Origin of the sequence: uncultured Acetobacteroides sp., from assembly GCF_963667355.2 — a bacterium.
Lineage (GTDB): Bacteria > Bacteroidota > Bacteroidia > Bacteroidales > ZOR0009 > Acetobacteroides.
Window position 1 is genome coordinate 1010665 of record NZ_OY763328.2, and the last position, 14525, is coordinate 1025189.

Annotated in this window: 5 protein-coding genes; all 5 read right to left on the reverse strand. The window is 45.8% G+C overall.

Annotated elements, in window-relative coordinates; translation table 11 throughout:
- Positions 1 to 59: 59 nt before the first annotated feature.
- Positions 60 to 2753 carry a cation-translocating P-type ATPase gene (locus tag ACHZA1_RS04235; protein WP_320053993.1) on the reverse strand — a complete coding sequence of 898 codons (2694 nt, stop codon included), beginning with the start codon at positions 2751 to 2753 and terminating at the stop codon, positions 60 to 62.
- Positions 2754 to 2891: 138 nt separating this feature from the next.
- A complete protein-coding gene (locus ACHZA1_RS04240; RefSeq protein ID WP_320053994.1) occupies positions 2892 to 3485 on the reverse strand; it encodes an OmpH family outer membrane protein in 594 nt (197 codons plus the stop codon).
- 124 nt (positions 3486 to 3609) lie between these two features.
- Complete coding sequence (locus ACHZA1_RS04245) at positions 3610 to 4572, reverse strand: PorP/SprF family type IX secretion system membrane protein (RefSeq protein ID WP_320053995.1); 963 nt, start codon at positions 4570 to 4572, stop codon at positions 3610 to 3612.
- Positions 4573 to 4605: 33 nt separating this feature from the next.
- Complete coding sequence (locus ACHZA1_RS04250; protein ID WP_320053996.1) at positions 4606 to 12801, reverse strand: PKD domain-containing protein; 8196 nt, start codon at positions 12799 to 12801, stop codon at positions 4606 to 4608.
- A gap of 481 nt (positions 12802 to 13282) precedes the next feature.
- Positions 13283 to 14110, reverse strand: a complete 828-nt coding sequence (locus tag ACHZA1_RS04255; protein ID WP_320053997.1) for a DUF6261 family protein — start codon at positions 14108 to 14110, stop codon at positions 13283 to 13285.
- Positions 14111 to 14525 lie beyond the last annotated feature (415 nt).

Sequence of the window (14525 nt, forward strand, 5' to 3'; positions counted from 1 at the left end):
AGAAAGGCGGACACCACAACGTGCCCGCCTTTTATTTTCTAGCCTCTCGCAAGCAAACCCTACAGTTTGCCCCTCGATATCATCTTAAAGATCTCCCCAAAGAGCAGCACCAGCGAACCGGCTCCGATGGCCACCAGCCATCCGTTAATGCTGATGTCAACATTTCCAAACGCGGCTTGGAGCACCCCGATCTTGGTAGTGGCCCAAACAATGGCAAGGCCCGCAACGCTCGAAACAACCAGAGGAATATTCCCCAGCAGCTTCGACCTAAATGCTGATGCGTTCAGCGATCGGTTGTTTAAGCTGTTGAACAGCCTTGCAAAGATCAGCGTTAGGAAGAACATAGTCTGCGCCTCGATTAGCGGCAGCTTCAGCACAACAACCCCAACGTAGTAAACCGCAAAGGTTACCAGCGCAATGGCCATCCCCAGCGACATGATGCGCAGCAGCCCCATTCGGGTGATAATTCCCTCGCTTACGGTACGGGGCTTACGGTGCATGATGCCCTCCTCGGCAGGTTCCAAGCTTATGGCAATGGCAATAAGCCCGTCCATTATAAAGTTAATAAATAGGATTTGAACGGCAGTCAGCGGCAGAGCCAGCCCAAACCCAAATGCAATCATTATGGCAAACACGGTTCCGGCATTTCCGCTAAGCAGGAAGATGAGAAACTTCTTGATGTTTTCGAAGATGGTACGCCCCTCCTCCACCGCCGCCACGATGGTTACGAAGTTGTCATCGGTAAGGATCATATCGGCAGCCTCCTTGCTTACGTCGGTTCCCGTAATGCCCATAGCAACGCCGATATTTGCCTTTTTAAGCGCCGGAGCATCGTTAACCCCATCGCCCGTCATAGCAGCAACATTACCCTGCTTCATGAGCGATTCCACGATACGCAGTTTATGCTCGGGAGCAATACGTGCAAATACCGAAGCCTTATTTACGGCAGCATCCAGCTCAACCTGGTCCATCTTTTCAACATCTGAACCAGAGTACACCTGCGACTCGTCGTGGGCAATCTTCAGTTCCTTGGCAATGGCAAAAGCGGTAGCCTTATGGTCGCCCGTAATCATGATGGTACGTATTCCAGCCCTCTTGCAGGTGGCAATGGCGGGCTTCACCTCCTCGCGCGGAGGGTCGATCATAGCCACAAAGCCAGCCAAGACCATATCCGTAAGCATCTTGTCTGCTAGCGGCTCGCTATTGTCTACCATCTTATAGGCAACAGAAATAACACGGAGAGCATTGGCGGCAAAACCGGCAACCGTATCGGAAATGCTCATTTCCATTTCCGAAGATAACGGCTGAGCACCATCCGAAGCATCCACCATCGAGCACTTCGCCATCACCACCTCAAAGGCTCCCTTAAGGATTACCATTTTACCGTCAGCAGTGATATGCGCAGTAGCCATATACTTCTTATCCGAGGAAAACGGAATCTCCTCTACACGCACATTATTCTTTCTGATGGCATCCGTATCAATCTTTGCCTTTTGGGCTGCGGTAACAATGGCGCCTTCGGTCGGATCGCCAAGAATGCTCCACCCTTCGTCGGTGAACTTCAGCTCGGCATCGCTGCAAAGCACACCGTAGGAAAGCACTTTTGTAAGGATGGAATTCATATCGTGCCTTACCTTATGTCCATTTAGGATGATATTTCCTTCGGGAGAGTAGCCGCTTCCATCCACATCAAAGGTGGTCGAATCGGCGTATACCCTTCTGATCGTCATTTCGTCTTTGGTAAGCGTACCCGTTTTATCGGTGCACACAACGTTTACGGCGCCGAGCGTTTCAACCGCTGGCAGCTTCCGGATAAGCGCCTTCCTTCTAACCATACGCTGAACACCTAGCGCCAAGCCGATGGTAACAACGGCAGGTAGCGCCTCGGGGATAATGGCAACCGCCAGCGCAACCGCCCAAATAAAGGCATCTAGAATGGTTCCCCCATTAAGGAGGTAGGAAACAACCGAAAGAAGAAGCGCAACAACAATAGCAATGATACCGATATTGCGACCCAGCTTATCGAGGTTCTTTTGAAGCGGCGTTTGCTCGGTTTTAGTATTCTGCAGCATGGTGGCAATCTTCCCGAACTCGGTGTTAGAGCCAGTTCCTACCACAACGCCCTTCCCCCTACCGTTCGAAACAGATGTTCCCATAAACAGCAAGTTCTTTCGATCGCCAAGCGGTATGCTATCGCCCTCGATAGTCTCGGAGATCTTCTCAACCGGCAGCGATTCACCGGTAAGGGCAGCCTCCTCAATTTGTAGGTTGTTACTTTCGAATAGACGAATATCGGCAGGAACTTTATTGCCGTAGGTGATAACAACCACATCCCCCGGAACAAGATTCGAAGAAGGAATTTCGGCTGCTTCGCCATCTCGAAGTACGGTTGCCGACGGTGAAGCCATCTTACGAAGTACCTCAAGCGCTTTTCCTGCCTGAAACTCCTGTAATGTTCCCAGAATTGCAGCCAACGCCACAATAACAAATATGGATATCGATTCAACTTGCTTCCCGAGTATAAGCGATATGGTAGCGGAAACAAGAAGTACCGCTATCAGCACGTTGGCAAACTGCGATAGAAAGATGGACAGCAACGATGACTTTTCCTCTGCTGCCAGCTCGTTTTTACCATACTCTTCAAGGCGCCGAGCCGCCTCATCAGCAGACAAGCCCATCTTATCAGAAGACAAAGCCTTAAGCGCATCATCGCTGCTTATGCTATGCCAGCTTCTAGTTGATTTTTCTTCCATTTCTCACTCTTTAGAAATACGTTTCCCTAAAGTAGGCTATTCCTTAAATTAAACCAAGCAAAAGCCCGTTTAACCGCATGCAAAAAGGGCTACCGAATTTCGGTAGCCCTTAACTTGTTATTTAAAGTACAAAATACGCTACTTTCCAGGAGTGTAAGAATCGTTCAATCCTTTAATCACATCTTTGGTAATATCGATAGCCTCGTTGCCAACTAGTACAGGCCCACCATACAAAGTGGTGCTAATGATTACCGAATACCCCTTGGTCTTGTTGTATTCCTTAAGGAAATCAACAATTTTAGTATGGATGTTACGAAGGGCAACCTGTTGCTCTTCGGCAAGCTGCATGCGGTACTGATTCTCTTGCTGAGAAAGCGACTGCTGCTTCTGCTGAAGTTTCCCTTGCATATCTTCTGCCTGCGAACGGGTAATCAACCCCTTTTGAGCTTTATCCTGAAAGTCTACCGCCTCGCGTTGGAAGCTTTGAACTCTTGATCCAAATTCGCCTTCGATCTTCTTAGTCTTATCCTGTAACGACTTGTTCAGATCGGCTGCCATATCGTACTTTGCTAAAACAGTATCAATATTAACGTAAGCAATCACATTCTTAGATGCAGCAGGAGTCCCTGCAACAATCTTCTCTTGGCTTCCTTTCGAAACGAAGAACATGATGTAAAGGCCAATAACTGCAGCTGAGATAGCGATATAAAAAATTAATGCTCCTTTTTTCATAAAAGTTTTTTGTTTTCGTGTTCAATGCAAATATATACTAATTTATTTACGCACTCACATGATACATGTAAAAATACGACATCCCCAGAGCATCAAATAAGCATCTTCAACTTGCAATAACAGGTTAAAACTCAGGACAAGGAACGGCCTTCCACTTTTTCCTTCCTTGAGTGCTAAACTCGTAGGTTAACGATATTTCGTGAGCACCTCCCGAATCTACCCCAAAATTGGAAACAGTAAGATCGTAGCTATAGGCAATATTAAAGTTTGGCACCTTTATGCCTATAAGAAATGCAAGCGCATCGGTTCCCGAATTCTTAGCAACAGGAATCCCTCTATACCATACACCAACCATTAATGGACGCTTATACCAGTACAGCCCGAGGTCAAACTGATGATAAATTCCCTGCTGCCTGTAGTTAAAAGCAGCCGTTACGCTTTCATCAACGGGTCTAAGGTAATAGCCTTGCAATACAAAACGATATCCCCCATGCAACGATATCTTAATAGGAACCCGATTCTCCGACCCAAGCAATGACCGATCAGGACGAAGCAGGTGATCAAAGGCCAATCCTAACCATACATTGGGACCAACTAGAAGAGAAGATGCAGAGAAGTCGAATTCGCGATTAGATGCATTTCCCTTCAGATTAGAGATCGAGCTATTCTGACCTCCTGATGAAAGTTGGTCTCCGAGGATAAGATTTGAGTAATCAATCGAACGCTGATTATAGTAGAAACCAGCACCAGGTCGAACATACCACTCAAAGTTTATCGGAATATTATAGGAATATAGCAGTCCCAAATAGGTATTTGCAAGGTTCAATGATCCGGCAACATCACGAAACGCTATCAAACCTACTCCACTTTTCAAATTGTAGAAGTAATGGTCAACAGCAACATTATAGGTATTAAACGATTTGCTTAAGCCAGTCCACTGGTTACGATAGCTAGCCGTTATACGAGAATCCTTTATCGCACCAGCAAAAGATGGCGACAGGTATAGCGAGTTAGCATAAAACTGCGTAAACTGTGGATCTTGCGCCTTTGCAAACAAAACACCAAACCCAACAAATAATACAAGCAAATATTTCCTTAACATCATCATATCCCTCCAAAACTATCGAAGTAGCGTAACGTCACCTCTAAGGTCGAACGTCTTTCCGTTGGTAAATCGGCCCGTAGCTCTGTACACGTATACACCCTGCTCACAGAGTTTACCCTTGTAGTAGCCATCCCAGCCTTTGCCGATCTCATCGCTTTCGAACAACTTCTCACCCCAACGATTATAGATCAATAGTTTGTATACAACCACACCCTCGCTCGTAGGATGGAATACCTCGTTTTTGTAGTCGGGCACCTCGTAGGTACCGCCATTCCCCCCGTAGAGGTTCGGAATGAAAGCATTGGGGAATTTAAGTACACCCTCGCCTACTACCTTAACCGCAGCTTTTACCAACGTATCGTCCACACAACCATTCTCGGAAGTCACCTTTAGGCGCACATTGTAGTTACCCAACTTCTTATAGCTGTATGTAGGGTTCTTCTCCGTTGACGTACCTAGCACATCTCCAAAATCCCAAGCGTAATCTTTTCCTTCGATTGACGTATTATAGAACTGTACACGAGCCTCGGGCAGCATTGCCTCGCCAGGAGCAAGTTTAAAACTTGCTACAGGATTAGGGAAGACCTCCAATGTAGTATAAGAGTAAGAATTACCACCGTCACCTTTTACGGTTAACTGAACGTGATACTTTCCAGGAGTTCTGAACACGTGATATGGGCTATCCTCAGTTGAAGTTGTTCCATCTCCGAAATTCCACTCAATAGACTTATAGAACTTCGCCTGATGAACAAACTGAGTTTCCAAAGGAGAACAGCTACTACCAACGCTAGACGAGAAAATAGAAACAGGAATAGCAGGCTTTAGATAAAGGAACTGTGTCATCTCATCCTTACAGTTTCCATTCGACACCTTCAGCGTTACATTGTACTTATAGTCATTTCCCTGATCGCCCCATGTCTTATAAGTATATACAGGAGGATCTACGCCAATGTACTTGCCTCCATCTCCAAAAGTCCATTCGTAGTTCCAATTTATTGCCTTTGGAGTTGTCTGGTTGTTAAACAGGAACGAAGCATCTGGGAAAGTACGCAAAGGTGGATCTATGGTAAAGTAGGCAATAGGAGCCGAGAATACCGTAAAATCTTTCGATGACACATGCTCACAACCATATTCCGATTTAGCTTTAAGCTTAACATTATACACCCTATCCTGCTCCTTGAAATTTTGGAACACATGGCTAGGTGAGCTAACGTGAGCAGTAACCCCATCATCAAAATCCCAAGTGTAGTAAATTGCATTCTTTGAGGTATTCGCGAAATTCACCGTCAACGGATTACATCCTGCATCCGAAGGTGTAAAAGTAAAGGCTGATGTAACATGAGGATATGTATACACCTTCTGAGAAATACTGTCTTTACAACCAAAATCGCTAACCGTCTTTAGCCACACCTCCGTCATTTTAGGAGTATCAGCAAGATTATCAACGTTAAACTGAACATTAGAATTACCATTTCTTACCACAGATGTCGTTCTATCATTATCAAGCCAAAAGGTGTATGTTGGCATAGAACCTATAGAGAGATTCTGTACATCCACGTTAAATGGAGCACAACCCGAGGCCGTATTTATTGCCATTTGAGCCTTAGGGATAGGACGAACCACAACCGTCTTAGTCGTTGAGTCACTACATCCGTGGATAGAAGTGGACTTTAGCTTAACAGCATACGTAACCCTCTCGGTTTTTGACAGGTTAGTAAATGTATACTTAGGATTAACATCTCCAGAACCACCTAGGCTACCAAAGTTCCATCTATAAGAAGCAGAGTTGTTGTACGACTTTGTTTCGTTTGTAAAGTTTATGACCAATGGATTGCAAGCTTCTGTAACATCCATTGCAAAATCGCTTCGTGTTCCAGGATAAATATCTACCGAACGCTCAACCTCCTTATAGCAGGTCGCGTCTCCCTTATAGAATACCTTTAACTTTAAATTTTCGGTTTGAATAGTATAATCCGTAGTCGAATTTATAAAGTTCAAATCAGGAATTTGCTGTGAAGTGCTAGTTCCGTTCGAACCTAAGGACCACTCGTAACGATATGCCGAAGATGGATATGCATTAGCAACCTTAACAGTTAAAGGCGTACATCCATTTACCTTGTCTAAACTAAAATCAGCCAACATCTTTGGATAAACATCTACACGCTTGGTAGAAACATTGGTACATCCATCTTGGTTTTTAGAGGTTAGCACAATATTATAGGTTTTAATGCTAACAGTATCACTATTGGTAAATACCATTGATGCAGGTGTAACACTTGCCGAAGAGGTATTATTTCCAAAGTTCCAGGTGTATGCAGAAGAACCTGTAGACGAATTGGTAAACGAAACTGTAAGTGGATTACACCCCTTGTCCGTACTCAAACTAAAACTAGATTTAACCTCAGGTTGAGCATCAACAGTTTTAGTTATAACATCATTACATCCCGTTGCAGCATCACGAGCAGTAAGCGTTAACGTGTATGTTTGAGCGTTCGAACTATTGCCATTATAGATGTATGTTCTAAATCCAGCCTTTGTTATTGTAAGAGTATCTCGCTTATTTCCATTTACTACATGCCCAAAATCCCAAGAATATTCAGTTCCATTAAGTGAACTGTTGGCAATATCAATCGGGAATGGGGTACACTTCGAAGACTGAACAAAGGTGAAGGCAGCCTCAACCTTGGGGTATACACCTATGGACTTAGATGCAGTAGCTTTACACCCCTTTGCGTTAGTTGCGGTTAGTACCACGCTATAATTCTTCGTAACAGAATTCCTATTGACGAATGTATGAGCCACTGTCTCCGTAACATCTGAAGATTTTACCGACTGTCCGTCGTTAAAGTCCCAATTAAAGGAGAGATTCCCTCCTGTAGATGTATTAGTTAGTACGACAGGTAGGTCTGAACAACCAACAGCTTTATCGGAAGTAAACGAAGGTATCAATCTTGGGTGAACCGTAAGACTAATTGTTGAATCGTCGGCACAGAGCGTATTTTTGTCAAGCACCGCCAACTTAATAGGATAGTTCACTACTGTGTTAGCTGATTCACTATCGATAATCTTCTCAAAAGCAATTTTATCAGTCTTAACATCAACTTGGGATGCACCCCCAATAGTATGACCATAATTCCACGTAAACTGCTGTCCATTGAGCGAAGTATTGGTGAGCTTAACCTTCACTGGGGTACAAACCTCCAACTCCTCCAACGTAAAACTCGATTCTACTCTAGGAACAATCGAAATATCCTTCACAGCCTCAGCAGAACATCCAATAGCATTGCTAGCAACAATCTTAGCAATAAAAGTTGCATTGGTTGCATTTCTATTCAGATAGGTATGAGATACAGGATCTAGCTTATCTGTAGAGTACGCCGAACTTGGATCTCCAAAGAACCAAGTATAAGTTGTGGCACCCGTTGTCGCATTTTGGAAAGACATCTTCCCGCTACACTTATCAACAACGGCGCTGGTAAAAGATGGTAATACTTTTGGATATACGGTCAAATCCTTAGAGGAGACAGCAAAGCAACCTGACACCTTATCTAGGGTGGTTAACTTTATTTGGTAGGTCAAAATCTGATTGAGATTTTCGCTATCAATTATCTTCTCGAAAGCATCCTTTGTTGCCCTAGTCTCCTGTTGTGCAATTCCTCCAATAGTATGCCCATAATCCCATTTAAACTCACTACCATTCAACGAGGTATTGGTTAACTTAACCTTAACTGGGGTACACTTTTCTAACTCCTCCATGGTAAAACTAGACTCAACAAGAGGAACAATAGAAATATCCTGAGCAAATTCAGCAGAACATCCTATAGAGTTACTAGCAATTAACTTAGCGTTAAATGTTGCATTAATACCACTCCTATTCAAGTAGGTATGTGCAACAGGATCTAGCTTATCTGTTGTGTACGAAGAGCTCATATCCCCAAAATTCCATGTATATGTTATTGCACCAGTAGTCGCATTTTGGAAGGATAGTTTTCCTGTACACTTATCAATAATAGAGCTGGTGAAAGAAGGTTTTACCCTTGGATATACGCTAATATCCTTTGTAGAAACCGCAGAACAGCCCGATGATTTATCCAATGTAGTTAACTTAAGGGTATAGGTTTTTACCTGAGATGGATCTTCGCTATCAATAATTCTGTCAAAGGCATCCTTTACCGTTTTAACATCCTGCTGAGCAACACCACCAACGGTATGCCCGTAGTCCCACTGAAATTCAGTTCCATTCAACGAGGTATTGATAATGTGAATCTTCATAGGAGTACACTTCTCGACTACATCGTAGGTAAACGACGATTCTACACGAGGAACTACATCTATACTGAACGTTTTTGTGGCTTTACACCCCTTAGCATTTTCGGCAGTTAGCGTTGCCGTATAAGTTTTTATCGATGCAGTCCTATTTTCGTAGGTGTGCTGCTGAGCAGCCGTGCTGGCCACACTGGCCGATTGCCCATCGCCAAAGTCCCAAGTATAGGAGGTGGCACCTGTTGAAGTATTATTAAAGGTAATCGCACCCGTACACTTGTCAACTACTGTAAATGTTCCGTTAGCCACTACCCGAGGGTCGACCACCACAGGAACAGTACTTGCGGTAGACTGACAGGCACCACCAGAGTTGGTAGCCACCAAGCTAATGGGGTACGTTGCAGATGTTGCCCCTGTATTGTCGTAGCTGATGGTAAACGAATCCCCTGTTGTCTTAGTAGCGGTTCTTCCATCTCCATAATCCCAAGCATAAGAGGTTGCGCCTAACGAGTTGGGAGTAACCTTAACATCGAAAGGAGCACAAGCAGATAACTGCTGAACCGTAAATGCAGCCTTCAGGAAAGGATGCACCTTTATCGGCTTTGTTATAGATGCCTTACATCCATATATAGAACTAACCTCGAGCGTTGGATTAAAGGTTGCATCATTTGTAAAATCGAAGTTGTTGTAGGTATGCGAGATGGCAGGCTGCGATCCCGTAGCCCCATCATCAAACGACCATTGGTAATCGTACTCCTTAGCACTGGTTGAAGCAGTAAAGGCAACTGGCAACGGATTACAACCAATGGAGTTATCAACCGTAAAGTCGGCGACTGGCTGTGGATAAACGGTTGCCAAACGAGAAACAGTCTTAAAACAGCCACCCTCGTTGGTAACCGTAAGCTCTACGAAATGCTTTTCGGGGAGGGTTGTACTATTGGTGAATAAGTGTTGTCGGCTAGCAACTAGCGTATTTTCAACAACAGGAGCCGAACCATCCTTAAAGTTCCACTCGTACTTATTCGACGCATTACCTTTAGAGACGTTTAGTATGGTGGCATTAAAAGGAGCACACCCTCCGAGATCTTTTATGGAAAAATCGGGATCGATACGCGAAAAGACCTTTACCTTAGTAGGTGAAACGTAGGTACTTTGGCAACCTCCCTCGGAAGATTTAACCGTAAGCCTAACATCGTACGTTGCGGTAGCATAGCTAGCATTATTGTAAAGGTGCGCCACCGCAGGTGTTGCCTCTGTAGAAGTGGATCCATCACCGAATTCCCAAAGAAAATCGGTAGCGCCACCTGACGAAAACTTGCTTATGTTAAGCATCTCCCCATCGCAGAGGTCGGTTCCTCCATTAAACGAGAAGGTAGCGTTGACATACGGATAAATTGTCACATCTTGTTTATACGAATCCTTACATCCACCAGCACCTTCAACATCCAACTTTATAGTACGGGTAACCGTAGTAGCCGAAGTACTTGTGGTAGAGATATCGTAAGCATTGGCAAGGGTGGCGCTTGGGGTCTGCGAGAAGCCACTCCAATCCCAAGTCCTTTTCTTAATAGGACCTGTTGATCCATCGGTTAGCACGGCGTTAAATGTTGGATCGGGACATCCGCTTATCTTATCGAGCGAAAAGGATGCATCCACCTTTCCGTAAACATCGATGGTATCTTTCGCAATCGACTTACAGCCAAACTTGTTGATCATGGTCAACGACACATCGTAACGCAGTTTATCCTTGTTTAGAGCGGAAAAGTCGTGCTTTACGGTTGGATCGCTGGTATTAACGCTTCCCCCATCACCAAAATCCCAGATATAGGTAATATCGCTGGCTGGCAACGCCGTTGGCGGCGATACGTTCTCGAAGGTAAGGCTACGTGGCGAACAGTAGGACGGAGTAGGATCGATTCGATTCATCTTTGCCTCCACCGATGGGTACACCGTAATTTGCTTTTCTATAACATCGCCACAGCCCGACTCGCTCTTTACGATGAGCTGAACGGTGTAGGTTATGGGGGTATCGGTATTGTTTACGTATAGATGGCTAAACTTTTCCACCAAGCCTGTGGCCTTAAACATATTCGAAACCGTATCCTTGGTATCGCCAAAGCTCCAGCGTAACTCGGCCGCATTCAGGGAGGTATTGGTAAAGTTAACCGTAAGGGGTGAACATCCAGTAATGTTGTCGACGGAGAAGTTGGCCTTAACCGGAGGCAAGATCTGGAGGTTAATGGTTTTAACCTCCTTCATGTTACATGCTCCTGAAACCTCAACCTGGTACTGCTTCACCCCTTGAAACGGGATGTTGGCAATTGGGTTGAATACGGCAGGATCGCTTAGATAATCGACAGGAGTCCACTTATACGTTGTACCCCCTTTGGCATAAAGCTGAATTGGGGCGCCAAAGCAAACCTTGGTTTCGCCAGCTTCTACACCTGCAACGTTGGCATCAATCTTTAGCTCGTTGAAGTCCGAGAAGAAGCCGTAGTTACAACCTCCGCTACTGGCTCCGTAGAAGACTCCAAGGTGGAAGAGGTCACCCTTATTGGTAAGGATATTTCCCTGACCTTGCTTAAGGGAGGGAAACTTGCCCGTATTCCAATCGAGCACCTGCATAAACCACCAGTCGGTACCAGGAAGCTGTGTCCACGTTTTTCCAGCGGCGGCTTCCATGTTTACCTTTACTCCATTCAGGTAAAACTCGTTTTTACCATTGGTACGCACCATTACATTCGTATTGAAGGTCTTTCCACCATCATTCAGCTTATTAAAAGCCACCTGGGTGCTACCCGTACACTTATCAATGGCAGGAAGAATGGCGCCACCAAGCTCGCCGCCATAACCACCAACATGGAGCACGGTAACCTTCTTATCTACATCAACAATACAGAAGTCGCCAACCGTACCAATATCGCATTGTTCCCCTGCGTTTATCACCTTTGTCGAAAAAGTGTTACCATTGTTATTGTAGAACTTTACCGTGGTATTATCTTCTGTTGCGGTTACGTATATGCGGTCGTCATCGGTCTGCGCCTTGGTTCGAAGAACTACATACTTAAGCCCCAGCGAAGCCATATTCACCAGCTGGTCGCCAATAATATCGTAGTTGCCCCCCCCATCGCCATGAACGGAGTCGTCGTTAATGGTAATGGCAACATCCTCGCTCGAGGAGATCTCGGTACCGGCAAGGTGCCCAGCAGCAGACCTATCGGGCTGCCCACCAACGAGCTTTGGAACAACGCAAATTGCCTCTCCCGCCATCAGCGTTACCGTCTTGTCTGCATTGGCAGGAATCGACGTTCCATGCATGTAGGCATCCTGGCTCGGCTTTATGTGGATCACCGTATTATCCTTGGTGGCCACAATGTTAATGGAGGAGTATGCAGGATTGGTATTGGAAAACCCGTGGTTGGTTCGCTGATTTTGAAACGGAACAAAGAAATGATTGCCTAGGGCATTCTTCCCCTTCAGCGCATAGAGCTCGGTATTGTTGATGTTGGCATCCTGGTAGTAGGCCGTAATTGGGGTTGTAGCCGTAATCTTTAGCCCACACTTGTTTGCCCCAGATGGGTTTGTGGGAGTTGGTAACGTTTTATACTGGTTCTCTGCATCGGGATTCCCTGCCCTGCTGGCGTTAATCGCCGTATTGATATAATTATCCATGGACAGGTTGTATGCCGATCCTGCAGGAATGTTTATAATGATTGGGGTAAACGATGGATTGGCCGGCATGCTCACCGTAACGGTGCTGGGCATGTCGAATGTAGAAAAGGTGAATTTGGCAGGCTCACCTCCTGGAATCTGATGCTCGTAAGTAATATCGGGAATGACAAACCAAAATTCAGTATCCGTTTGCGCGAAAGATTTCAGTCCACAAACCGTAAATAGGAGCAACAGCAATATGCCCCTAAAAGGATTAAATACAGCCTTTACCTTCATAACCAACAGCCAATTTTATAACTAAAGCTTAAGGGCATTACAACATGCCCATTATCCCCCCCATTTCACACCTTAAAGAAAGAAAACATTTATTTTAAAAAAAACATAGATTTCGAAAAATAAACACTTCGTACTCAAAAAAAGTTTCTACAAATGTTACCCGCTACATTTACAAGCCGTTATTCGCAAAACAAAAGTTGCACAGCAAGCCTCATCTCCACCACGAGTAAGCGGTATAGGCGCCCCTATTATATATGGGGGAAGAGACATCCCTCGCTGCCGGACTCAATCGCGCACACCGGAGGTGTTGCCCAAAGCCTTCAGGCTAAGGCGGAATAAAAAAGGGGAAACGTCCAGTAGCAGCAGAAGCAGCGCGCTTAGGCCTGACGGGACCTCCTCCATCCGTTATTGGTGCTACCATATCTATAAAACAAAAAAGCCCACCTTTTTACGAGGTGGGCTTAGCATCGTACTTCCAAGGCTACTTCTTTTCCGAGCCGCCATCGGTTTTGGGGGTGGTGTCCTTCTTGTCGGAATCCTTCTTGTCGCCATCCTTTTTATCGGCCTCCTTCTTCTTCCGCTCGATGTACTTCTGGCGGATGCTCAGGTAGCGGCTGTAGATGGCGCGCTGCAGCTGGGCAAACTGCTCCTTGCTGGCGTTGTACTTGGCGTTGTAGGCTAGGTAGGCGTAGAACGCGTTGATGGCATCCTCCAGCTTCCGGCGGCTATTCGTGGCCGATTGGCTGTTCCGGTACTCCTCCTTATCGTTCTCCATCTCGCCCCAATCCGAACGAAAATCGCTCTCGCACTTGTCCATGTTGTCCACGAATGCCTTGATGCCGATTTCGGTGGCCATCTGGTAGTTCTCGGGCTCCTTCATGCGGCTGATGATGATCTTCAGGTACTCACTCTCCTTCGAGTCGGGCAGCTTTTCGACACCCGAGCTGTACATGTTCATAATGCTGAAGAGCTTGGTGGCTTTACCCCGAATCGCTTCGTCGGGCGAGTAGGTGAGTGAGTCGATAGCCTTGCGCGTACCCACGTAGGCATCGTCGCGGCGCTTGTCGGCCTCGTTCTTGCTCAGCGTGTTCTCGCTTTTACGCACGCGAGCCATGGAGTCGTCGTAGCTCAGCTGCTCGCTCACCACCTCCTGGTAGGCTGCCGACTCCTTCACCTCCTTGAGGGTAGTGCCCACAACCTCCTCCTTGATAACTGTTGCAACAGCACCCACGTCGGCTACGCAAGGTTGGTCATTGCTAATTCTTCCATCGATATTAGGTTTTGGTTTAACGGCTGATTGGTTTTGCACCACTTGCTTAAGGCAAGGTCGAATACCCCTAACGCAAGCTACTACAAGGGCTATACCGCCAGTTGCACGTGCTGTAGCTTTCCTGCCGAATGGCGATGGCGCTTTTCGATAGGTGAAAGTTCAATCCGCGCATTCCGATAGAGCTTTTCCTTAGGTAAAAGCTCTGTCCGCGACCTCCGACGAAGCTTTTCCTTAGGTAAAAGCTCAATCCGCGTCCTCCGACGGAACTTCTCCCTTGGTGAAAGCTCTACCCGAGGTTTCACGCATTGGCTACAGCTCGTGCTACGATTAAAAATTGGAAATCTTTGCTGGCTATTGGGCCCGATTTGGCTGAATAGCCCGTAATGTTATGCGTTAACTGATATTTTTGCTGGCCTAAAGAATGCTACTAAAAACAATCTTTACCGATGCCTAA

What these genes read in the sequence shown, in the direction of transcription:
- ACHZA1_RS04235 (WP_320053993.1), bottom strand. Translation starts at nt 2,753, where the DNA reads ATGGAAGAAAAATCAACTAGAAGCTGGCATAGCATAAGCAGCGATGAT.
- ACHZA1_RS04240 (WP_320053994.1), bottom strand. Translation starts at nt 3,485, where the DNA reads ATGAAAAAAGGAGCATTAATTTTTTATATCGCTATCTCAGCTGCAGTT.
- ACHZA1_RS04250 (WP_320053996.1), bottom strand. Translation starts at nt 12,801, where the DNA reads ATGAAGGTAAAGGCTGTATTTAATCCTTTTAGGGGCATATTGCTGTTG.